The following is a 21,110-nucleotide window of genomic DNA, read 5'->3' as shown; positions in this document are numbered from 1 at the left end:
CCTTGCCGGTACAGCGATCACGCTCACCAGTGCCTGAAGTCACGCTCGCCGCCCAGTCCGCGGTGACGCCGATCACGCGGGGCACCCGCCCGGCGGGCAACGGGATGTGCAGCAGGGTGCGCAGAGCCGTGTGACGGGACAGGCCCACCGCGAGTATCGCCAGCAGACGTGATCCCGCCCGGCCCGCTAACTCTTCGACCACGGCCCTGACCTGCCTGATCAGGCAGGCGGTGCGTCGTTGGTATCGCTCCAGCACCCCGGGCACCTGTTCGCGGAAGGTGTGGCGGCAGCCTCGCGTGGGACACACCAGACGCCGCACCCGGACCACCACCCGTCGCACGTCGACCGGAACGTCGGCCACCGTCCGCCAGTGATAGCCGTACACCCGTCCCGACGTCGGTGTTGTTCGACGGCGAGCCGCTTGGCCTTGCGCCGGACGCGTTCAGCGACAGCCCGCCCAGGTCGGCGTCCAGGAGGAGCACTCGTCCGTGATGCCTGGCCGCGGCCGGAGAAGTCGTTCAAGATTTATTGCCGGTAGGGCCCCACCCGGGCGCTGAGAGGTGTTCGCTCAACTAGTCGAAGGAGCACCATCGTGGATCCTCAGCCCCGTAATGACGACTATGGCCAGTCCCTCTGCTTGTCGACCGCGTATCACCGGGATCGCGTCGCGCCGCCGCACTGGCTTGTCACGGGAGAGCATCCCGTGGTGTCCAGCGTGGTGGTGGTCGTCGCGGTGGCCGCCGAGGGCGGCGTGCGGCTGTCGGACCGTCCCCCGGCCAGCCGCGTCGACCACGAGCACTGCCTTGAGTCGGACCTTGGGCGGTCGCTGTATCTGAGGGGCCGGTTCAGCGGGGTGATCGAGCCGCAGACCGGTGTCACGGAACGCGCGCTCCTGGACGAGTTCGCCGCCAAGGTCCTGGTGGTGCCGAGCAGCGCCCAGTGGAGGGAGGCGATGTCGACAGCTCTGCTGGGCAGTTGGTCCGATCCGCTCGTGCAGACCGGGCGGCTGCCCGACACTGCGGTCCTTGCCCTGCGCGCCGAGGCCCGTGCTCTCCACAGGGACCTGACCCCGTTGTGGCGACGGGGTACCCGGCACGGGCGGGTGCTGTCGCTGGACGCGAGTCTGGGTGACGGGCTCTCGTTCTACGACCTGGTCGCCGCCGACATCGACCTGCTGGCCCGTGTGACGGGCGGCGTGGTCGAGGACGACCGCCTCAACTGTGTCCTGCGCGGCCTCGAACCGGCCGAGCGGGCGACCGTGTTCGCATACGCCGAGTGCGAGGGCACCACGTGGGCCGAAGCCGCGGCTGCCGCGGACCCGGATGCCTTCGGTGAACGGGTACGGCGCAAGGTCAAACGGCTCGCCGCCGAGCAGGCCCGCCGCCGTACGGCCATGGCCCGCACCGCAGCGGCCACGGCCGCCACCGTAGGGGATGGGAACCAGCCCCACCCTCCGGGAGCAGGAGCACGATGACACCCGAAATCAACCATGCCGCGGACGGCTTGGCCGGGACCTCAGCGGGCCGCACCGCGCCCTTGACCCACGTGTCACTGGCCGACCGAGGCTTTGTCGGCTTCGTGCCGTTCGCCGACCTCCCGCACAGCGATGTCCCTGCCGGGGAGGGCATCTACGTCGTGCTGCGCCCCTCCGCAGCGCCCCCGGTCTATCTCGCACGGAGTCCAGCTGGCCACCGCAAGGGCCACGACCCTACCACGACGACCGCCAACCTGATCAGATCCTGGGTGCCCGGCGCCACGGTGGTGTACGTCGGCAAGGCCGCTGGCCGCCAGGGGTTGAGCAACCGGCTGAACGCCTACCGCCGCCAGGGCCAGGGGCGCAACGCCGGGCACAGCGGCGGCGCGTACATCTGGCACCTTGCCGACTCCGACACGCTCCTGGTCGCCTGGCGCACCGTGAACGATCCGCCCGCCGGCCAAGCCGAGACGGAGCTGATCGCGGAGTTCACCGCGCTTCACGGAGCGCTCCCCTTCGCTAACCGCAACCGGGGCTCCTCGATCTGAGGACCGGAAGCACACCCCTCCGGAGCACTGCCGGGGTACGAGGCGTTGTCGGTAGCGACAAGCTCCGGCTTCATCCTGAGCCCGAGGTCGAGGACCAGAAGGTCCAGGAGGAGGATCAGGATCATGGTGGCTTGGGTGCCTTCGACGAGATAAAGAGGGGGTTCACCTCCCGGTCCCGGGCTCCGGCCCTACCAGCAAAGATTCTTGGGCAGTTTCTGCGACGCGCGCCGGGGGAGCAGGGCGGCGCTGTGCAGTTCGGCGGTGCTGTTCGGCGGCGAGCCGGCTGACCTTGCGCCGGACTCGTTCTCCGAAGGCGACCGGGTCGGGGGCGCCGGTGACGGCTGCGGCCTCGGTCCAGGTGGTGCCCTCGCGCGCGGCGCGTGCGCGCACCACTTTCTGTTCGGCTTCGGCCAGGCCGCGCAGCACACGGTTGAGGCGCTCGTCCTCATACGCCCCGTCCGTCGTGTGGGTGAGCAGGTCCATGTCGGCGGCGACCAGGTCGTGCAGCGACAGGCCGCCGAGGTCGGCGTCCAGGGAGAGCACACGCCCGTGCCTGGTCCCGCGCCGCCAGATGGGCACCGAGTGCCGGTGATGCGTACGGGCCTCCGCCTTGAGCATGCTGAGCGCGGTGGCCGGATCAACATCGTGGTTCAATTCCCGGTTCCAGTCGCCGAGCAGTGCTGTGGAGACGGCGTCCCTCCATCGGTCGCTGCGCGGGACAAGGAGCACTCTGGAGCAGAGGGCGTCGAGGTTGCGTTCGATGACCTGAGGCAGTGCCGACCCCAGAGCTCCGCCCGTCGGCCAGATGATCACGCTTAGGACCCGCGTGGCTTCGGCGTGGTCAGGCTGGTTGCTGCGGTGCCAGAAGGCTCCTTCTTTGTCGGCCTGACGAATCAGGTCATGGATCTCGTCTTCGATGACGGCGCCGTGGGCCGAGGCGGACAGCACGTTGTTCAAATCGGGCCCGCTGGGCAGAGACGACGGTGCGCGTCCAAATCCGGACGGTGTCGCCTGCGGTGTCGGCGGGAATCTCGGCAAGGCCTGCGTGAGGTATGCAGCGGTCTCCACGATGGGCATCGGGCCCCGTTCACCCCGCGGTCTACCTGGTGATGTGGGAAGAGGCGCTGGTCCGCCCATGAGCTTCCTTCGCCAGTCTGATCTCACTGCTCGTTCCTCCGAATCGAGGTCTCGCGCGAGCGGTCGGCGCCAAGTGCGTGGGGACGCTGCAGCGCGGCACGACGGTGCTGTTCGGCGGCGAGCCGTTGGGACCGCTTCCCGTATCAATGCTGTACGTGCCACTCCTCATCGCGAGGCACTTCGCTCTGCTGCCCCAGGCGGGCGCCGTCAGCAGTGGAGACGACGAACGTCTGCGCGGTTCCTGCGCGGGCGGGGACGATGTGGTAACTCTCCTGGGTCGATGCGGAGTTCTGGAGGGTCATGATCTGGCAGCTCCTTGCATAAAGGGATGCTTCACCTCTCGGTCCCGGGAGAGCGGGCCATCGGCATTGAATCTCCAGGATGCCGGTGTGATCCGGGTCACGGCGCGGCAGTGGGAACAGGGCGACGCTGTGCTGCACAGCGTCGCTGTCCGCCAGCGAGCCGTTTGGTCTTGTGGCGCACCCGTTCGCCGAACGCGACCTGCCGCAAGGAGAGACAGGCGCTCCACGTCGATCTCGTCCGGGTCCAGGTCCGCGCCGACCCAGCCACATGTCGCACACCAGGTTGTCGAAGGCGAGTGCGCCGCCCAACAGGGCGTGCGAGGCGACCTCACGTGACGCTGTTCGCGATGACGATCTTCGCCAATGGTTCGTGCGCGGAGCGGTGATCGTGGCCTGCTGCCACACCGGCTGATTCCCTCACCGCATTGATGTCCGGCCCCCCTTCCCGGGGCAAGGCATCGATGCAGGTGAGAAGGCCCTGCGCCTATCAGCCTCAGGCTGCTCTTCCGAACGGGTACGGGATATTGATCGTCTCTCGCTGCCGCCCGAGGCGTCGGAGATTCCGTCCAAAGTTTTTTGTCGGTCGGGGTGTTTCTCGGCGGTATGAGGTGAGGGCGGAATGGATCTGCCCGCTGGAGGTGGTTCAAATGCCCCTGTGGGTGCTGGTGCTGGTGTTGGCGTTGTGCGGCGGCCTGGTGTTCGGCATGCTGCGGGCGGCGGGCGCGAGCTCCTCGGACGCGGCCGCGGTCGCGATCGCGGCGATGACGCTGGCCGTGCTGCTGCTGGACCGCAGGTGACCAAGGGGTGCCGCGCGAGCGGCGCCGACGTGGGGAGGACGAACATCGAGCTGGTGCACGTCCCGGCCCGGCGTGGACCGTACTGGGTCGCCGGTCCGGTCACCGGTCTCGGCGAGGACTGTGGTCTCAGCGCGCGTGTTCCGGTCCAGACGCGAGAGGTGCGCTTGGGCGACACGCCCCGCCCTGATCCGCGGCAGCTGGCCGGCCTGTGCGCGGACGGGCCCGTCCGCGCCGAGATCGAGTTGCTGAACCAGGTCGTTGCCCGGGTGAGGGCCGCCCGCCGTGCTCTCCAGCAGCATTTCCCCTATGGCTTCGGCCCTGTCCTGGGCGACCTGATGCCCGCCGGAGACGGAGGAGAGGACCTGCTGCGCGCCGCGGCGGAGATGTTGGGTGAGGTGTTCGCCGAACAGTCCGAGCATCTGCCCCCGCGTGCCCGCGCCTGCCCCTGGGGGGCGTTCGACACGGCGCGCTGTGGCCGCGACGCCTTCGGGCGTCTGGTGCACGACGACTGCACCACGCCCACCGTGCCCGCTTTCCCGGCGGCCGACAGGTTCCTCGGCCGGTGGATGTGGCGCGTCGTGCAGGTCTTGGAGACGATGTCCTTGGACCGCTTCGTCACCCGCGAGGTGCGCCCGGCGCCCGGGGCACGGGTCGAAGCGGGCATGCTCGGACCGATCATTCTGAGGATCGGCGGTGACGGTGCCGCCAAGCGGGCGGGCGGCGCCCTCTCCCCGCTGGGGCAACTCGCCGCCGCCCTCGCACCGGCACACGGTCGACACCCCGACAAGGCCCTGATGACGCTGTACCGGCACCTGAAGCGATCGGGGGCCCGCACGTGGGGAAGCGGCTTCGCCGCACGCTCGGCCTACACCGCTGCCTTGCAAGCACGCCACACGGTCGTTCACCGTGGCGACGGCCCCGACGCTCAGTTGGACGACCTGACCCAGTCCCTGCTCGGTAAGAAGCCCGACCGCTGGCGTGCCCGGACCGCGGGTGGCTTGCTCAATCCCGCCTGGGACGACATGCCGCGCTCCGATGCGGCGATAGCGCGGCTGTTGGGCGCCGCAGTCACGCGTGCGTCCACTGACGGCAAGCCCGAGTGGGAGCGCGAGATCCGCCACCGCTTCATCAAAGCGCTCGACCAGGACGACGACGTCGTACCATCCTCCGGCGCTCGCGACCCTGTCGGCGATCCGCTGCTGGAAGGCTTCGACGACCGTGTCGAATGGGTACTGCGCCGTCTGGATCCGGACCAGCGGTCCGTGGCTCTCGCCTACGCCGATGACGCCGAAGCGACCTGGACCCAGGCCGCGCTGCAGGCCGGCGTTCCCACCGGGGAGGCGGCGCGCGTGGGCCAACAGGTTCGCCGCCGCCTCAAGTACCTCAAGGCGGAGTACGACCGGCGCCGGCAGTGACGGACGGGTTTCGTCCCCGGCACTCCAGTCCGGCGCACCGGCGGATCACTCGACCCGTCGTTGCCTTCCACGCCGGCGCTGCTCGGCGCCGAGCAGCTTGGCCTTGCGGCGCACCCGTTCGCCGAAAGCGTCCGGGGCGGAGGCGCCGACGGCGGCCGCGGCCTCGGTCCACGTGGTCCCCTCGCCCTCGGCGCCCCAGGACTCTGCGCCTACCAGCACCGCGCTGCCGCAGTCGGCCCTCGGCCACCGCCTGAACTGAAACCGCAGCTGTCTCGCGGATCGTCCTCAGCCGCCTGCGCTGGGCCGGACTCCGGGACTCACAGGACTTGACGGGATCACCCCACGGGGTTGGTCCCGTCGGCATGATGATCCGTATGGACGGATCGGTGTGGGTGGGGCTCGCGGGCACCTTGGTGGGTACCGCGGTCGGTGGCGGACTGTCGATCTGGGCCTCGGTGGTGGCCCAGAACCGTCAGGCGAAGGCGACGCGAGACTTTCGAATAGAGGAGAAGGCCGAGGCCGCCGTGGAGGAAATGATCATTCAGCTGTACGTGATCAAGCAGCGGGCGCGAGATCTTCCTCAGGACAACAGAGGGTTCGGCGCGTGGGATCAGGAGCTGAGCCAGCTCGCCGCGCAGGTGGAACCCACCGTCCTCCGCATCCGCGACAAGGAACTTCGGGAGCGGATCGAAGAGGTGCTCGGCTACATGGGCATGACTCACGAACTGACCGACTACCTGGTGCACGGGGGATCGCTCTTGTTGCCTTGGACGGTCTGCTCATACGGCCTGGAGTGCCTGGGAGCGGCGGTCCGTGGCGAACCACTGCCAGAGCCGACTGAGCCCATACGCAAGGCCCGAGTGATTGACGCCCACATACGTGAACAGAGGGGGATAGAGCGGGCGGAGGCCGAACGCTGAGCGCCCGTCAGGGCCCGGTGCCACCTTCGTGATGGGTGGCCGGCGCCGGTGCGTTTCAACGACGGACCGTCCGCTGTCACGGACTGCCTGGTTGAACGGTGCCCGCCCTTTCCCTCCATCCACGCCGGGACCGGCAGCGCGTCGCGCACCACCGCCCACTGCGCGTCCGTCATGTCCGAGCCGTAGACCGGGAACCGGCCGGTCGGCCGCGTTCCCGAACCGGTGAGCGAGGCAAACGCACGAAGAACGCGCCGAGTTGAAGACAACCGGCGAAACGGCGTAGAACTGCGACAACAGGACCTCCGGGCGTAGACGAGTTGGCTTCGCAACCCTCGTGCTGCACCGGAGGTCCTGCCTTCATGCACCGACCCGGCCGAAATCACCCGACCAGGCAACCCGTTCGACCAAAACCGCCCTCACGGTCGATAGGACTACGGCTTCTGACACAACCGACCACGTGTTGCGACGATCCCTAGAAACCGCCGTTCCAGGAACGGGGCTTCTCTTTCGGGCTGGTGGGTCAGTGCTCGGGGGTTTGCCAGGTGAGCTGTGCGGGGTCTGTGTTCGCTCCGCACAGCACGACGGCGACCTTCTCGCCGTTGGCGGGGCGGTAGTTGCGGGACGGCCCGGTGGGCCTGGTGGGCAGGTCGCGGTGGGGTACATGGTGCGGCGCGGCTGTGAGGGCGGCGAGCGCGGTTGCCGCTCCGTGCTCCACGGCGATGCGGCGGTGGTCCCACAGTGCCTGGCGGGCCCGGATGATCTCGCTGTCCGGTACGAGCACGGAGTGCACGCGTTCCTGCTGGGCGGCGTGCAGTGCCATGGCGGAGGTGCGGCGTGCGCCGAGGGAGTCGGCGGCGACGGAGTCCACGGTGACATCGACGAGGTGGCCGGCCTCGAGGGCGGCGTTGAGGGCGCGGCAGTTCTCCGGTTCCACGGCGACGGTGCGGATGCCGTGGTGCTGGGCGGCGGTGGCGATGCCGGCGAACAGGCCGCCGCCGCCGACGGCGACCACCACGGTGTCCAGGCCCGGGATCTGGGTGCGGATCTCCTCCAGCAGGGTGCCGGCCCCGGCGGCGATCAGGGGGTGATCGTAGGCGTGGGAGGGGAGTGCACCGGTCGCGGCCGTGAAGTTCTCGCAGGCGGCGAGCGCTTCGGCGTACTCCGAGCCCACCAGGCGCACGTCCGCGCCGTAGCCGCGGAGCTTGGCGACCTTGACCTCCGGGGCGGTGGCCGGGAGGAACACCGTGGCCCGCACGCCCTGCTGCTGGGCCGCCCACGCGCACGCGAGTCCGGCGTTGCCGCCGGAGGCGATGGTCACCCCCGCCTCCGGGAGGGTGCCGGCCTCGCGGTGGGCCTGGATGAAGTTCTGGGCGCCGCGGGCCTTGAAGGAGCCGGTGTGCTGCATGTACTCCAGCGCGAGCCATACCTCGCAGTCCTGTGGCTCGCGGTCGTCCAGGGGGTCACGGTGTGCGGTGCGGATAGCGCCGGGGTCGACGGGGGCGAGGGTGACGGGGCGGATGCGTCCGGCGATCCGGTCGGTTGCTGCCTTGATGTCGCCGTACGTGAGCTGGTGCACGTTGTTGCTCCTGCTGGGAGAGGGTCAGGACCAGGCGATGAGCTGGCCGTTGGTGGTGAGCGCCAGGAAGAGGGCGAAGGCGATCCGCCGCTGGCCGGGGCAGGGATCGACCGCGTGGAAGTTGGCCGGGTTGAACAGCAGTCCGTCGCCGAGCTCCGGCCGCAGGCTGACCCGCTGGCAGTGCCCGACGGTCTGGAGCTGGTAGCCGTACGCCTGGCGGTGCTGTTCGTCGGCCGGCTCCCAGCGGTGGCGCCACACGGTGGTCGCCCCGCCGGTGGCGGGGACGGCCACCCAGACGTTGAACGCGAGCTGAGCGACGACCTCTTGGTCGAAGAGCCCGGCGGAGAACTCCCGGGTGATCGAGCACCGAGAGCGCCGAGGTGCCGGGCGGCGATGTCGCCGAGACCGACACCTGGGTGCAGGTCACCGGGACCTTCGACGCGCAGGAGGGCTGGGAGTGGACCGACCCGGCCGATGCGAGCAAGACGGAGACCCGCTACGGGAAACTCCATCTGTACGTCGGCGAGTTCGACCAGCACTCCGAGGACAAGTCCGGCTTCACCTCGGTCCAGACGGGCAGCGGTGAACTGGCCGTCGGCCGCGGCACCAAGGGCGGCACCACCGCCAAGTAGTGGACCAGGGCCCCGGCGTTGATTTCGCGCAGGGTTCCGCCGAAGACCGCCCTGCCGCCGATGGTGGCCGCGGTGACGGCGGCGCCCCAGGCGGAGCCGAGCCGGGCCAGCGAGACGGTGATCGGGTCCGGGCGCATCCCGGCCCGGTGCCAGGCCGCCCGGGCCGCCTCGGCGTCGCGCCAGTACCGCTCGGCGTCCAGCCGGCCGTCCTGCTGGACGCGGTAGTCGTTGAGCGCCGGGCCGAAGCGGAGGATCGGGGTCGGCACCCGGGCCGGGTCGTAGTCGGCGGTGGGCAGCCGGTCCAGCGCGGCCAGCGCGCTGACACAGGTCTGCCGGTCGAGGAAGTCGGGAACTCGGACGGCAGCGAGGGAGCCGGCCGCGAGGTTGGCCAGGTGCCGGTCGGTGAAGGCCGCAGTGTTCACGGCGGTGAACAGCGGGTCGAGCGCCGTGGTGCGGGGCATGTCGCCTCCGTAAGGAGATGGAAGCCTACCGTGACGATACGCCGTACCGTACGCTGACTCACATGCCACGGCAATCCGCTTCCCTGGACCTCGCGACTCCCGAACGCATCGCCGAGACAGCCCTGTTGATCGTGGATCAGCAAGGCCTCGGCACACTCAGCTTCCGCACCCTCGCCTCCGCGCTGGACATCTCCGTCGCCTCGCTCCAGCGCCGCTGCACCGACCTGGCCGGCCTGCTGGACCTGGTGACCGACCAACTCGCCGCCCACCTGCCCGAGATCCCGCCCGGCACCGACTGGGCGACCGCCACCGAGACCCGCTTCACCGCGCTGTACGAGCTACTGACGGCCCATCCGGGCCTGGTCGCCCTGCGCGGCGGCCGGCCCTGGCTCGGCCCGCAACTGCTGAAGCGCCTGGTCGAGCCGCAGCTCGCCGACTCTCTCGCGTCCGGCATGACCGCCGCGGAGGCGATCACCTGCTACCGGCGGCTTTACCTGCTCACCCTGGGCAGCGCGAGCTTCGTCGACCACCGCGACCCGAAGTCCGCCCAGGCCGCCACCCGGCGGGCGTTGGCCGCGCTGGACCCCGAGAAGTTTCCGGTGCTGACCGGCCACCTCGCCGCCATCCTGCCCGCCATGGTCGACCACGAGGTCTACTTCGGCGGGCTCCGCCAACTCATCCACGCCGCCGACCCCACCCGCACCGACAAAGACCACGACCACACGGGGCTCGAACCTACCCACGAAGCGGAATAGCCGACGATGGGCAGCAGCCACAGTCCCACCAGCCGAAGAAAAGGCGCCCCCTCGCGCTCACACACCGACTCCACCGCCTCGGCCCGGGAGGGCCGCGGCCTTAAGCCGCCCGTCTACGGCGTTCCCTCCCCGGCCCTGCTGGCCCGAGCAGACCGGGGCTTCGCCCGGTTCCTCGGTCAGCACGGCGAGGACCAGGACGACGGGGACGGCGGCGGCGAGGACCCCCAGCGGTGACCGTCGGCCACCCGCGCGACGACGCCCCAGCAGCGAGGCCCGCCATGCACACCAGCAGCCACACGGTCCTGTACGACCCCGACGGGCTGATCGAGGCGGAGCTCCCCCTCGATCGCGAGCCGTACGAGTGCCTCGTCAAGGCCGTCCTCGCGTGGACCGGCGAGGACACGCTCGCCGAACGCGACTACGAGCAGATCGCCCTCCAGCTGACCGGCCACGCCCGCGCCGTCGCCTCCGACGTCCGGCACCGCGCGAGCCAGCTGCCGAAGAGCAGCGGGCGCAGGGCGCTCGCCGACGTCGTGCTGCGCGAGGCGGAAGGCCGGCTGTCCGCGACGATCGAGGGCACCGTGCACTGCGTCCAGAACCGCGCCCGCCTCGTGCGTGCCCTCTACGAACGGCTTGACCGGCTGGAGGCCGCGCCCGCCCCGCAGACCGTGGCACCGAGCAGCAGCTGACCCATGTTCCGGGCCGACAATCGCGCGGAAGGGCCCCGATAGGGTTTCGAGGCTGCTGAACACTCTCCTGGAGATGCTGTGGACGATGAACTCTCGGTCGCGCAGGTCCATCTGCAGCGCGGCCAGATCTACCGGTCGTGCGCGTCCGCGAGCGGCCCGCCCCGGTACGTACGGATCCTGGACCGGGACCGTGGAACGGATCGGTACCGGGTCGCCGACGCGGTCACGGGCGGCGTCCTCGCGATATCGACGGCCGTCGCCTGCACCCGTACGAGGACGGCCGCGGCGGTGCACTGCGGCGGACCGGCTATGTGCTCGTTGACCCGCATGAGTTCGTGACCGAGGTGACCGAGCGCGCCCTGATCGGTGGCCGGCACCCGTTCGTCATCATCGGCTCGGCATTCTCCCGGGACGTGCACCGCGGGGGTTACCTGCGTGTGTGGTCCGATGCCGACGCGGAGGCGGCGATGAACGCCGTGCGGGCTGTCGTGTCCGCGGTGGAGGCGGCCTCCTTCGATGTGGAACCGACCCCCGGGATCGAGGACGAGATCCGGGTACGGTTCGGCGGGAAGCTGACCTGCCCGGCGATGCACTCCTCGCGCCTCGGCCGCTGGTACTGCGACCGCGACCGCGGTCACCGGGACGACCACCAGGACGACCGCCTGCTGGAGGACTGGCCCAACACCCACGCCACGGGCCCGGTCCCGCCCCCGTGGTGGCAGCCCGCGCCGGCCTCGCTCACCGGCGCGACATAAAGCACGGACCGGACGGCCATGGGCAAGTGCCCTCACCGGCAGCCGGATTGCCGCAGACCACCAGCGACCTGTACGACATGATCTCCACCGCCACGCGCGGCATCAGCTGGGACGCCCGGACCCTTGGCCCCGACGTCGCCCTGGACATCATGGTGGGCAGGCGCCATGACCTCGCGCTGCACAAGGACCACCTGACCGGCCTCACCCGGCTCCTGCTGGACGCCGCCGACACCATCGGCACGCCGGGAACTGCCCGCTCGGGCCGCTGCTTCCACTGCGGCGGGACCGGGCTTGCCCGCCCGCTGTGGGAGCGGTGAGGCCGGCGGCCAGCGCGCCACTGACGTACTGGCCCGAGCACGGCGCCACTCGGTCGGGTGAAGACCCCGCACCGGCGGAACTCCCCTTGGGAGCCTGGGCGTAGTGATGTACATGGACCCGATCAACGAGACGCATGTAAGCCGGCCGGGCCTGGTTGTCGTCGACGTCGCAGCCGCAGACGACGCCACCGCGCTCGCCGTCCAGCAACTGCTCGCCGAACGCTGGGCTACATCGATCACGGAGCAGACGACGCGGGACGCCGGTCAGCCCGGTGTACGGCTGCGCTGCTACCTGGACCTGCGCCAGCCCGTCGTCCAAGTCCCTTCAGACGCACAGGAAATCCTGTCGTAGCGGCGAGGCCTGCGACGTCTGGGCGTCCTGCGAGACAGAAAATGTCGGCTGCCCCGGCTTCGGTTGAGCCTCGGGCGGAGGCTGCCGTCAATGTGATTGGCCTTTCTCCCGCCCACCCTGGTTCGCCAGGCCGACCCGGGCGGGCAGCAGATCCACGGCAGACGGCGTGGAAGCCCGGCTTTTTGAGTCACCCGGGCCTGGAGGCGCTACGGGTACGTCCTCGAGGATCCCGGCCGACGCGGTGGCGATTCCTGCGCCCACGGTCGTGCTGGCCAGCGAGACCCATTCCATCGGCCCCCCGGAGCTGCGTTCCAGGGTGCCCCCGCTCGCACGCGGCGTCGAGGTGCCCGTGTCACTGCCGGCTCGTAGGCTGACCGTGCTCGGGGCCTGTTATGGAGGTGCCCCATGCCCCGAACCGTCTGGAGCGGCGCGATCAGCTTCGGCCTGGTCAGCGTGCCGGTCAACGTCCAGTCGGCCACCGAGGACCACAGCGTCCGCTTTCACCAGATCCACCTCGAAGACATGGCGCGCGTCCGGGTGCGCAAGTACTGCGAGATCGAGGACCGTGAGGTCAGGCAGGATGAGATCGGCAAGGGCTACGAGGTCTCCAAGGACCGGGTCATCGCCGTCACCGACGAAGAGCTGCGGGAGATGCCGCTGCCGACGGCGAAGGCGATCGAGATCCACGCTTTCGTACCGGCGTCCTCGATCGACCCTTTGATGATCGCCGAGGGTTACTACCTGCAGGCGAAGGGTCAGGTGGCGGCCAAGCCGTACGTCCTGCTGCGGAAGGCGCTGGAGCGGAGCTCGAAGGTCGCGGTGGCGAAGTACGCCTGGTCCGGCAGAGAACGTCTGGGCCTGCTGCGCGTGCGGGACGACGCGATCGTCTTGCACGCGATGCGCTGGCCGGACGAGATCCGCGACCCTTCCGAGCTGGCCCCGGAAGAAGTCGAGCTGGACGAGGACGAGGACGAGGTCGCCGGGGCGCGGGCTCTCATCGACTCGATGACCCACGACGGCATCGAGGACGCCGACTTCGCCGTGGACACATACACCGAGGCCCTGGAGCAGGTGATCGAGGCGAAGCTGGAGCACCGTGCGCCGCCCGTAGCGCCGGCGGCCGCGGAGCCGACAGGGCGGGTGCTCGATCTGATGGCGGCGCTCGAAGAGTCCGTGGCCAAGGCGAAGGCCTCCCGCGGTGAGGGCAGGGAAGCCGACGTGCACGAGCTGCCGAAGAAGAAGTCCGCAGCCAGGAAGACGGCAGTCAAGAAGACTGTCACGAAGAAGGCGGCGACGAAACGGGGCGCGTAGATCGCCATGGCGTCGGCGAGGAAGAAGCGGCCCTCCGTCAGTCCCGCGGTTCAGTCGAGGAGGCGAGACCGTGGCCGTCGTTAGGCGCGAATGCTGACGTAGCGCACGCCTGGGCCCCACCGCTCCATCGCCGGCTTCATGCACCACTGGCACAGCGGACACCCGCCTGAGCCGTACCGGTGGGTCTTGCGCTGGCACCCGGCGCAGAGGCCGACTCGGTCACCGGGGCAGGTCAGTGCGGACGGGTCCGGCTCGTTGACGGGCGGCGGGGGAGTCGTGGTCATCGGCGGAGTCCTGTTCTAGGTCAACATCGCGGTCGCCCCAGTCGGGGCGGGACGGCGCGGTCGTTCGAGGCTCCGCCGTGGCGGCCCCGTCGGGTCGGCTAAGTCGATGATGTGCAGTTGGGTGTCGGGGTGGCAGAACGGACATGCCTGCACCTGTCCGGTGGTGAGCAGGCGGCGGGCTTCGTCGCGGTCGATGGCGCGTTGCCGTGTGCCGGCCATGCCGCATTCGCCGTCGTGGACCTGGAGGGGCTGTCCGGTGCTGGTGCCGAGTTCGACGATCCAGTCCGGGGGCCGTGGCCGGTTGCGGCGGCCGTGTTCCTCTTCGGCCTGTCGCTGCCGGAGGTAGGCGATCTTGCGGTCGATGCGCTCCAGCCACAGGGCGTGCCACACCCTCAGCGCATCCAGTCGCGCCAGATCAGGCGGCAGATCATCGAACATGTTTCCGATTCTAAGTGGAGGGGCGATGCCCGCCTGTCGCGTGTTCGAATATTAGTTCGATAGCGTGGGGTGGAGGAGGTGGGCGTCCATGAATGCTGGAGTTCAGACACGAGGGGTGTCGAGTGTGATGCATGTGCGCTGCCCCGACCGGCTGCCCGAAGACACCTTCCGACAGGTCCTGGAACTACTCGCGGACCTGTCCCCGGTGGTCCAGGCGCTGCCCCCGTCCGCAGCCCTGGTGGAGCTGAAGGGCGCGCTGCGCTGCCACCGCGCCGACGCCCGTCGGCTCGGAGAAATCGTGCGTCTGCGGAGCGTCGCGCTACTGGGTGTCGACGTGAGAGTCGGCGTCGGGCCGACGATCACGGTCGCGGCCACCGCCTCCCGCCAGATCACTGATCCCGGCGGCGTCCTCGCTGTCGACCCCGGCCAGGTCACCGGCTGGCTGGAACCGCTGCCCGTCGACGCCCTCCACGGCATCGGCCCCCGCCAGGCCGCCGCACTGAAGGGATATGGAGTGGACCGCGTCGGCCTGCTCGCCGGACTGGCGCCGGCCACCGTGCAGCGCATCCTGGGAGGCCGCGCCGGACGCCTGGCCGCCGACCGCGCCCGCGGCATCGACCCCCGCCCCGTCACCCCGCAGGCGCTGCCCACCTCCACCAGCGTCCACGTCACCTTCCCCCGCGACGCCCTGGACGGAGCCGCAGTCCGCGCCGCGCTCCTCGATCTGGTCGTCCAGCTCGGACAGGTACTGCGCCGCCGGGGACAGGTGGCCCGAGCCCTGGCCCTCACGCTCAAGTTCGCCGGCGGCCCGTCCTGGGAGAAGTCGCGCCGACTGACGGAAGCCTCCGCGCACGAGGACGACCTGAGGACCATGGCGTACCGGCTCATCGATGCCGCAGGCCTCCAACGCGGCCGCCTCACCGGACTCGCCCTCCGAGGCGAGGACCTGGCCGGCGCCGACCAGGTCGCCCAGCAGATCAGCCTCGACACAACGCGCGAGGACCGCCTGGTCACCGAAGAGGTCACCGACCGCATCCGCGACAAATTCGGGCCCGGTGCAATTGGCCCCGCCGCCACACTCCTGCGGGTTTCCTGACCGGTTCTCTCCCTGAGACGGCGGTTTGATCGGCGGAACGTACGTGAACGGGTCGTCCAGTCCCGCGTGCACCAGCGTCGAAGTGACGCCAATGCACCGGGAGTTGGTCTAGCGCCTGGACTGCTGGGGCATACCGGGCCTTGACGTACGGGCTAGTGGGGGAGGGGCCGGTTATGGCGGCTGGACGGCGGCGCAAGGTGGGTGCGGTACGGCAGGTGGGCGGGCGGATATCGCCGGAGCACCGCAACGGACGTCTGATCCAGGTGGTGGCTTCCCGGCTGCCCTGTCCGGTCTGCGGATCGGGAAAGATCCGCGTCACCACGAGCGGCCAGGAGTGCGAACCCTGCAGGCAGACCGGCGACAAGCGCCGCAAACACCGAACCGAACTGCGCCGCTTCGCCGCAGGACGGGCCCTGCCGTGGCTGATCGGCCGGCGCAGCCAGGAAGCAGACCTGATGCTCGCGCGCTACACCGCCTGGCAGGCGCTGGGACCCGATCCGCTGCCGGACGGCCGGAAAACCCTGGAGCGCCTGCAGGCACGCCTCGACGCGGTCCACGTCCTGGACGCGGAGCTCAAACGCCGCTACGCCGCGGGATCACCGCTCACCCAGCCGCTGGGAGTCACCGACCGGCAGGCAGCCGCATCCCGGCGGCGACTGTTCGCCGCTCTGGCCGCCGGACGGCGCACCGTCACTACCTTGATGCAGCAGGACGACCGGCTGGGGGAGCAGCAGGCCCTGCTCGACGCGACCCACGCCTTCGCGGTCTTCGCGGCCCAGTACGGACACCGGACGGCCGCCGCGGCCTTCCGCCAGACCGGGGTCCTGGCAGGCCTGTCCTGGCAGGCCGCGACCGCGCACCTTCCGGTGCTCGCTCAGGTCGCGGCGGCCGTCACGCTTCTGCCTGCCGAGACACGTGACCGCCTGGACGAGATCACCGCCCTGGACGCCAACCTTGAAGCAGAGCACGCTCTCCGGCGGGCCGCGAGGAACAAGGTCTGGCCGTGAACGACTTCTCTGAGCCCAGCGAACCGTCTCGTACGGGTGATCGCCTGATGCTCAGGCTGTGGGACCCGTCGGGTTCCGCGACAATGCGAGATGGATCACGAGTTCTTGAGCGATGTCCTTGGCCGTGGCGGTGCCGAGGCGTTGGAGAAAGCACTGGCGGAGTTCGCCGGCCGGGCGGGAAGCGATGAAGAGCTGGAAGCAGCCGTGGATCTGGTGTGCCGCGTCATCGCGGACGACACGGCGCGACTCACAGCCCTCGGCGATCAGCGCAAGGCAGAGCTGCAGAAGGCGAAGGTGCGAGGGTCGAGCGGGAGGTCGCCGAAGTGCAGTGGCAGGCCGATATGGCGGTCGGCTTCGCGCTGGGGGAGATCCTGCAACCGGGACCGCCCCCGCTCTGATGATCGGCACAGTTTGAGGGCGACGGATGCATCGCGGGCCGATAGCGAACACATGAACTGGAAGGGCCCGGCCGCCGAAGTGATCGGGACCAAATGTGTGCGGCGGAGAGGGCGATGGAGGTTCCGGAGACGGGCGCGCGGAGGGGCAGATGCTTGATCTGATGGCGGTGCTGACGGATGACGGAGGAGCGGTTGGACAGTTTCGAGACGGGGCGGACGGTTGTCCGGCGCGACGTGTACCGCGGCGGCCGGGTGTGGAGCGAGCAGGCACTGCGGGTCGTCACCGACACGAGCGAGGCGCTGGTGGCCGCCTGCGCGCCGGGCGCGGAAGCCCGCTGGCCGGCCCTGTACGCCAAGTCCCATGAAGAGGACGACCGTTCGCTACGCACGGAGGCGTTCGACATGATGGCCACCGGTGTATGGGAGGTCGCCCCTGGCGTGTGGCAGGACACCGAACTGCTGCTGTGGAAGCCGCCGGACGCCTGGTTCAGCATCAACGCCTTCTGCACGCCCGCCGGGATGCGCCACTGGTACGTGAACTTCGAGCACCTCCACGACGCGGACCGGCGACGGGTTCGACACCTTCGACCTGGCCCTGGACCTGGTCGCCGACCCTGACCTGAGCAGCCTCACGTGGAAGGACGAAGACGAGTACGCGCACGTACGACGACTCGGCATCGTCACCGACCTCGAGCACCAGGCCGTGGACACAGCCCGCGCGCAGGCTCTCGCGATGATCGAGGAACGCTCCGGTCCCTTCGCGGACACCGCCGCGTGGATGTCCTGGCGGTGGGATCCGGTCTGGCCCACGCTGCGCTTGCCCAACCTGCCCAGGAGGTCGGACAGCCGTCCAACTGAGCCGTTCCCGTGAGGCGAGCGGGTCCGGCGCGGCCGTCGGCACCACAGCAGCTGCGACGACCTTGACCCGCTGCGCCACGGCGATGGGGTGGGCTGCCCCCCACTTCCAGCGGTCCGTGCTCCTGCGGGCAGAGGTGCTGTAGGGGTCCCCGAATCGGCTGCGGGGCACCCCTATGGATCACCTGGTCAGGTCTTGAGCCTGCCGTCTGTAGCTTGTCCGCTGTCGGCGGCGGACAAGCGTCGCATCTCCGCATCTTCTTCGAGGTACCGGTCGTACAGAGCCGAATCTGCTTCACGCAGTGCTCTGAGGTACGCCGTCATGAGGCGGGTGTTCGCCTTCACCGACAACTGTCGCTGTCGGCCTACCAGTTCTATAACGGCTTCCATAGTTCTGGGGCCCGGCAGGTACTCGCCCTCAGAAATGCGCCTCAGCGTCGCGTAGGAGATGCTGCTGTCCATAGCAGCGCTGATGCGTTCGTTGGTCCAGCCTGCATCGAACAGGGGCTTGATCAGTTGGTCGGTTACTTCATCTACGAACGCCTGCCTGGCGGGTGGCAGGGGCGTGTCCCCGCGCCCGAGGCTGTCCTCACCTGCATTTTCTCGCACGTCTGGCCAGGCTCCGACTACGGGTGCACCTTCCTTTTCCGCATCAGTATCGAATGACCCGTCACCGTGCAGGTCGGGGGGTGACTGCTCAGTCCCCGGGGTGTTGATCCACATCCTCTCCGCAGGGCTGGCTGCCGCCGGAACTTGGATCTGCACAAGGCTGGCTTCTGCCAGGTCTGCTACGAAGATTCGGGCGACCCCGAGAGGGATACTCAGCCGGGCAGCGATGGCGATGACATCGTGGGGGTCCCGGCAGAAGTCACCTATGCGCTGGTGTTCGGGCAGGAGGCCGCTGAGCTGGTTAGGAGTGGCAGTGGTACGTACGACGGCTTCGGGAGGAAGTACGTACCGGGGTCGCGTCTTGCCGCCGGATATAGCGAATGGCCGCACCAGGGGGTGTTCGTCGACGCCTTCTTCTTCGCTGGTACCCACCAGCAGGCTTTCGGGGCGAGGGCGGGGGAGAACTGCGGCCCTACGTGACGCAGCCTGCACCCGCCGTTCGTGCGCCGTAGCGACTCTGGTTGCGTCGGCCGCTCTGAGTCGGCGGAGCGCCTTTTCGAGGGCAGGCAGTTCGTCCACCGGGCGGTCTCGACAGGCCGCGTCCACGACCCAGTCGGCGTCGTGTTCTGGCAACCGCGCCAGGACCTTCAACACCTCCAGTGGGGGAGCGTCTCTGCCTACGGCACTGAGCACCTGGTAGGCGTCAGAGCCATGGGCCTCCATACCCTCCACACGCAGCGAGGCGACGACCTCGGCAAGGTCCGAGGCCGACCAGCGCTGCGCCATCTGACTCCAAAGCTGGTACAGCTCCGTGTCCTGCCCGTCGGCGCGCAGCGTGTCTATCAGCCCAGGCATCTCCACCGGCCGAGCCCTGTCCAAAGCGGCGCCAAACAGCGGAACTGCCGCATCAGGGAGATTTGCGTAGCGCAGCAGGACGGCTGTGCGCAACACCTCTGTCACTGCCAGAGTCTGGCCCGCCAGAGCAAGCAAGCCCTGCACCTGGTCGTCAGATCCGCCCTCGGCCACCAGCACATGCACTACCTGCTCGGGTGTCAGGTCGACCGTGTCCGCTCCGGACATCCGCGAGTTGTCCGGCACGTCGCTTGAGGCGAGAGAGATGTCCAGCGGGTTGTCCAGGTGAAGTTCGCTGGCAAGCTGGTCGAGGCGGTCGGCTCGGTCGTCCAGATGGCGGGCGGCCTTAGAAAGAGCCAGATCGATGTCGTCGGCTTCTACATTCAGTGGTGCCTGAACTGCCGGTACTGTCGTCTCCGCTTCTGCGGCAGCGGTCGCGTCGGGGACTTCACCGCGTAGTTGTTCGAGTTCCTCGGTGAGGAGCCGGACTTGCTCAGCGGCTTCCTCGGCAAGCTGATCTGCCTTCTGACGCTCAGTCTTAGCCCGTGCCAGTTCCGTCTCGGCAGTCTCGCGCTGCTGCTCGCTCCTGGTCAGGCGCTCGTGGACCTGCTTCACATTCTCTTCTGCGGGGTTGGAGACGCGTAGGCGGTCGTGATCCCTGTTCAGTGCGGCGATGTCGCGCTGCAGTTTGTCCACCATGCCCAGCAGGATGAGCACCATGTGGTTGGCGTCGTTGCGTTCACGCTCCAGCTGCTGCTGGCGTTCCAGGGCCCGTAAGAGCCGGTCCGAGACCTCCAGCGATCGCTGTTGCACGATCACCAGCTGAGCCTCGGGGACCATAGACCCCGACCGGTCAGCGCCGGCTGTACGCGCACGCTGCCGGGCGGCTCGCACCTCATCGAGGAGCTGTTGCCGGGCGGTGTCGCTGGACGAACAGACGTCCGCGACAGCTTCGATGAAGTCCTGTCGAAGCGCCACGCCTGCCAGCCGGTCGGACAGCGTGCTGCGACTAGGAACCCGACCGTCCTTGAAATGGTCGGGTGTCAGCTTGCTGCGAAGGCCATCCATCCCCAGGCCGCCGGAGTTGTCCAGCCACTGCCTCAGCACTTCGGCCACAGAGTTGTCCTCAGCGGACTGTCCCCGCAACGGCCCCCACGGACGCGTCCGTCTCCCCACTCCACCCCCAGGTTTCGCGAACTGCTCCGACCATATCCGGGCTTGTCTGGCGCAGGCACCGAACAAGTAGACCGGCCCTGCTGCATCTAGAGAGCGTAGAAGCGTCATCCAGTCCGCTCCAGTCGGGCTAAACCCAGCATCGAGCAGGAGATCACCGGTGAAGACCTATCTGCAGTACGCCCTCGAGCTAGTGATCGAAGGCGTCCTGACGCAGTTGCCCGCGCAGCTGATCACTGCTGCGGTAGTGGCTGCAGCAGCCACGTGGATGCGTGCGCAGAAAAAGAGCCGAGCGCGGGCGGCGGGAGCGTCGGCGGACCCGGGCGTCGGCGCCAGCCCCCAGCTGACTCAGGCAGATGCGAGTGAGCGCAGCAGTCTTCATGCCGACGACGACACTGCCCCAAGCCTCGGCAAGCGATGAGTCCGCGTGCGCTCTCATCGCTCGGACGTCGCTTCGCCCGTTCGGGCTGGCTTCTGCGAACTGCCGCGCGGTCCGTGCGCTGACCCGCAACCCGAACGGCGCGGGCCCGGACCATACACACAATGGTTCGGGCCCGGGCCGTCATGATCGGGGCGACCAGGAGGCCGACCACGGGTCCGGCCGTGCCGTGCCCACCCCCGACCACGGCTGGTCAGTGCGCTCGGAGAGTGTCCCACGTGACGACAAATTCGAACTCGCGATCTAACGCTGGTATGGACTCCACCGACTTCCCCAACGACCTGGTCCAGATGCAGCACGCCTGGAACGCCGCCTACGAAGCGCTCGCCGAGCCCTGGTCCCGTGACACCACGGTCCTGCGCCGCCGCCTGCTGCTCTTGTCCGTACGCCTGCGGTGGCACCCGCACTGGAAGAGCGTTCCCTCGGTGCCGACTGCGCGTACCGAGCTGCGGCGGCTGGCTCGCACCCGGGGGCCAGCGCGGGCCGGATGAGGAACGCCGGGGTGCCCAGGAGCACGG

General features: G+C 69.3%; 27 protein-coding genes and 1 pseudogene. 19 read left to right on the top strand and 9 right to left on the bottom strand.

Going from position 1 to position 21,110, the window contains the following annotated elements; all coding sequences use genetic code 11:
* Positions 1 to 64 precede the first annotated feature (64 nt).
* Positions 65 to 394: pseudogene (locus tag QA861_RS00420) on the bottom strand (ISL3 family transposase); the annotation flags it as partial.
* Between the two features lie 309 nt (positions 395 to 703).
* Here QA861_RS00420 and QA861_RS00415 point away from each other — a divergent pair.
* Together QA861_RS00415 and QA861_RS00410 are read left to right on the top strand one after the other, a co-directional pair.
* The gene (locus tag QA861_RS00415) at positions 704 to 1,474 is read left to right on the top strand and encodes a hypothetical protein (protein ID WP_334586168.1); all 771 of its coding nucleotides are present in this window, start codon (positions 704 to 706) and stop codon (positions 1,472 to 1,474) included.
* The gene (locus QA861_RS00410) at positions 1,471 to 2,022 is read left to right on the top strand and encodes a hypothetical protein (RefSeq protein WP_334586167.1); all 552 of its coding nucleotides are present in this window, start codon (positions 1,471 to 1,473) and stop codon (positions 2,020 to 2,022) included. Before QA861_RS00415 ends, QA861_RS00410 begins: the two co-directional genes overlap by 4 nt.
* A gap of 162 nt (positions 2,023 to 2,184) precedes the next feature.
* On the opposite strand, the gene QA861_RS00405 is transcribed toward QA861_RS00410, so the two are convergent.
* Together QA861_RS00405 and QA861_RS00400 are read right to left on the bottom strand one after the other, a co-directional pair.
* Positions 2,185 to 2,979, bottom strand: coding sequence for a hypothetical protein (locus tag QA861_RS00405; RefSeq protein WP_334586166.1), 795 nt, complete (start codon positions 2,977 to 2,979; stop codon positions 2,185 to 2,187).
* A 323-nt stretch (positions 2,980 to 3,302) separates the two neighbouring features.
* On the bottom strand, positions 3,303 to 3,461 hold the full coding sequence (locus QA861_RS00400; RefSeq protein ID WP_334586165.1) for a hypothetical protein: 159 nt from the start codon (positions 3,459 to 3,461) through the stop codon (positions 3,303 to 3,305).
* Between the two features lie 647 nt (positions 3,462 to 4,108).
* Between QA861_RS00400 and QA861_RS00395 the strand changes: the two genes are divergently transcribed.
* Positions 4,109 to 4,258, top strand: a complete 150-nt coding sequence (locus QA861_RS00395; protein ID WP_334586164.1) for a hypothetical protein — start codon at positions 4,109 to 4,111, stop codon at positions 4,256 to 4,258.
* Positions 4,255 to 5,673, top strand: coding sequence for a hypothetical protein (locus QA861_RS00390; RefSeq protein WP_334586163.1), 1,419 nt, complete (start codon positions 4,255 to 4,257; stop codon positions 5,671 to 5,673). Before QA861_RS00395 ends, QA861_RS00390 begins: the two co-directional genes overlap by 4 nt.
* Positions 5,674 to 5,718: 45 nt before the next feature.
* Here the strand turns inward: QA861_RS00390 and QA861_RS00385 are convergent, their stop codons facing one another.
* On the bottom strand, positions 5,719 to 5,892 hold the full coding sequence (locus QA861_RS00385; RefSeq protein ID WP_334586162.1) for a hypothetical protein: 174 nt from the start codon (positions 5,890 to 5,892) through the stop codon (positions 5,719 to 5,721).
* 155 nt (positions 5,893 to 6,047) lie between these two features.
* Between QA861_RS00385 and QA861_RS00380 the strand changes: the two genes are divergently transcribed.
* Complete coding sequence (locus QA861_RS00380; protein WP_334586161.1) at positions 6,048 to 6,593, top strand: hypothetical protein; 546 nt, start codon at positions 6,048 to 6,050, stop codon at positions 6,591 to 6,593.
* Between the two features lie 520 nt (positions 6,594 to 7,113).
* Here the strand turns inward: QA861_RS00380 and QA861_RS00375 are convergent.
* From QA861_RS00375 to QA861_RS00365, 3 genes are all read right to left on the bottom strand, one after another.
* Positions 7,114 to 8,169 carry a threonine/serine dehydratase gene (locus tag QA861_RS00375; RefSeq protein ID WP_334586160.1) on the bottom strand — a complete coding sequence of 352 codons (1,056 nt, stop codon included), beginning with the start codon at positions 8,167 to 8,169 and terminating at the stop codon, positions 7,114 to 7,116.
* A 24-nt stretch (positions 8,170 to 8,193) separates the two neighbouring features.
* On the bottom strand, positions 8,194 to 8,529 hold the full coding sequence (locus QA861_RS00370) for a 2OG-Fe(II)-dependent halogenase WelO5 family protein (protein WP_443041533.1): 336 nt from the start codon (positions 8,527 to 8,529) through the stop codon (positions 8,194 to 8,196).
* A 136-nt stretch (positions 8,530 to 8,665) separates the two neighbouring features.
* Positions 8,666 to 9,262, bottom strand: a complete 597-nt coding sequence (locus QA861_RS00365) for a hypothetical protein (RefSeq protein ID WP_334586158.1) — start codon at positions 9,260 to 9,262, stop codon at positions 8,666 to 8,668.
* A 62-nt stretch (positions 9,263 to 9,324) separates the two neighbouring features.
* Between QA861_RS00365 and QA861_RS00360 the strand changes: the two genes are divergently transcribed.
* The 8 genes from QA861_RS00360 (at position 9,325) to ku (ending at position 13,441) form a co-directional block, all read left to right on the top strand.
* Positions 9,325 to 10,017, top strand: coding sequence for a TetR/AcrR family transcriptional regulator C-terminal domain-containing protein (locus QA861_RS00360; protein ID WP_334586157.1), 693 nt, complete (start codon positions 9,325 to 9,327; stop codon positions 10,015 to 10,017).
* 6 nt (positions 10,018 to 10,023) lie between these two features.
* Positions 10,024 to 10,251, top strand: a complete 228-nt coding sequence (locus QA861_RS00355; protein WP_334586156.1) for a hypothetical protein — start codon at positions 10,024 to 10,026, stop codon at positions 10,249 to 10,251.
* 44 nt (positions 10,252 to 10,295) lie between these two features.
* Positions 10,296 to 10,706, top strand: a complete 411-nt coding sequence (locus QA861_RS00350; protein WP_334590412.1) for a DUF6415 family natural product biosynthesis protein — start codon at positions 10,296 to 10,298, stop codon at positions 10,704 to 10,706.
* Positions 10,707 to 10,784: 78 nt separating this feature from the next.
* The gene (locus tag QA861_RS00345) at positions 10,785 to 11,045 is read left to right on the top strand and encodes a hypothetical protein (RefSeq protein WP_334586155.1); all 261 of its coding nucleotides are present in this window, start codon (positions 10,785 to 10,787) and stop codon (positions 11,043 to 11,045) included.
* Positions 11,042 to 11,461, top strand: coding sequence for a hypothetical protein (locus QA861_RS00340; protein ID WP_334586154.1), 420 nt, complete (start codon positions 11,042 to 11,044; stop codon positions 11,459 to 11,461). Before QA861_RS00345 ends, QA861_RS00340 begins: the two co-directional genes overlap by 4 nt.
* 26 nt (positions 11,462 to 11,487) lie before the next feature.
* Positions 11,488 to 11,778, top strand: coding sequence for a hypothetical protein (locus QA861_RS00335; RefSeq protein WP_334586153.1), 291 nt, complete (start codon positions 11,488 to 11,490; stop codon positions 11,776 to 11,778).
* A gap of 112 nt (positions 11,779 to 11,890) precedes the next feature.
* Positions 11,891 to 12,130: a DUF6207 family protein gene (locus tag QA861_RS00330; protein ID WP_334586152.1), complete on the top strand. Its 240-nt coding sequence runs from the start codon at positions 11,891 to 11,893 to the stop codon at positions 12,128 to 12,130.
* Positions 12,131 to 12,535: 405 nt separating this feature from the next.
* Positions 12,536 to 13,441 (top strand): non-homologous end joining protein Ku, encoded by a 906-nt coding sequence (gene ku / locus QA861_RS00325; protein ID WP_334586151.1) that lies wholly within the window; start codon positions 12,536 to 12,538, stop codon positions 13,439 to 13,441.
* Between the two features lie 299 nt (positions 13,442 to 13,740).
* Here ku and QA861_RS00320 read toward each other — a convergent pair whose 3' ends face one another.
* The gene (locus QA861_RS00320; RefSeq protein WP_334586150.1) at positions 13,741 to 14,163 is read right to left on the bottom strand and encodes a DUF6233 domain-containing protein; all 423 of its coding nucleotides are present in this window, start codon (positions 14,161 to 14,163) and stop codon (positions 13,741 to 13,743) included.
* A gap of 88 nt (positions 14,164 to 14,251) precedes the next feature.
* Here QA861_RS00320 and QA861_RS00315 point away from each other — a divergent pair, with 88 nt between their 5' ends.
* From QA861_RS00315 to QA861_RS47370, 4 genes are all read left to right on the top strand, one after another.
* Complete coding sequence (locus QA861_RS00315) at positions 14,252 to 15,259, top strand: DNA polymerase Y family protein (protein WP_334586149.1); 1,008 nt, start codon at positions 14,252 to 14,254, stop codon at positions 15,257 to 15,259.
* A 173-nt stretch (positions 15,260 to 15,432) separates the two neighbouring features.
* A complete protein-coding gene (locus QA861_RS00310) occupies positions 15,433 to 16,266 on the top strand; it encodes a hypothetical protein (RefSeq protein ID WP_334586148.1) in 834 nt (277 codons plus the stop codon).
* A gap of 575 nt (positions 16,267 to 16,841) precedes the next feature.
* Positions 16,842 to 17,282 carry a hypothetical protein gene (locus QA861_RS00305; protein ID WP_334586147.1) on the top strand — a complete coding sequence of 147 codons (441 nt, stop codon included), beginning with the start codon at positions 16,842 to 16,844 and terminating at the stop codon, positions 17,280 to 17,282.
* Complete coding sequence (locus QA861_RS47370) at positions 17,254 to 17,535, top strand: DUF402 domain-containing protein (RefSeq protein ID WP_503461744.1); 282 nt, start codon at positions 17,254 to 17,256, stop codon at positions 17,533 to 17,535. Before QA861_RS00305 ends, QA861_RS47370 begins: the two co-directional genes overlap by 29 nt.
* Positions 17,536 to 17,708: 173 nt before the next feature.
* Here QA861_RS47370 and QA861_RS46920 read toward each other — a convergent pair whose 3' ends face one another.
* Entirely contained in the window at positions 17,709 to 20,096 is a 2,388-nt protein-coding gene (locus QA861_RS46920) for a DUF742 domain-containing protein (protein WP_443041418.1), read from the bottom strand.
* A gap of 217 nt (positions 20,097 to 20,313) precedes the next feature.
* On the opposite strand from QA861_RS46920, the gene QA861_RS00295 reads away from it, so the two are divergent.
* Together QA861_RS00295 and QA861_RS00290 are read left to right on the top strand one after the other, a co-directional pair.
* Positions 20,314 to 20,574 carry a hypothetical protein gene (locus QA861_RS00295; protein ID WP_334586146.1) on the top strand — a complete coding sequence of 87 codons (261 nt, stop codon included), beginning with the start codon at positions 20,314 to 20,316 and terminating at the stop codon, positions 20,572 to 20,574.
* A gap of 272 nt (positions 20,575 to 20,846) precedes the next feature.
* A complete protein-coding gene (locus QA861_RS00290; protein WP_334586145.1) occupies positions 20,847 to 21,083 on the top strand; it encodes a DUF8825 domain-containing protein in 237 nt (78 codons plus the stop codon).
* The last annotated feature ends 27 nt before the right edge of the window (positions 21,084 to 21,110 follow it).

The sequence above is a fragment of the Streptomyces sp. B21-083 genome (assembly GCF_036898825.1).
Lineage (GTDB): Bacteria > Actinomycetota > Actinomycetes > Streptomycetales > Streptomycetaceae > Streptomyces.
The sequence above is the reverse complement of the archived record's forward strand: the minus strand, read 5'-3'. Positions and strand labels throughout refer to the sequence as shown.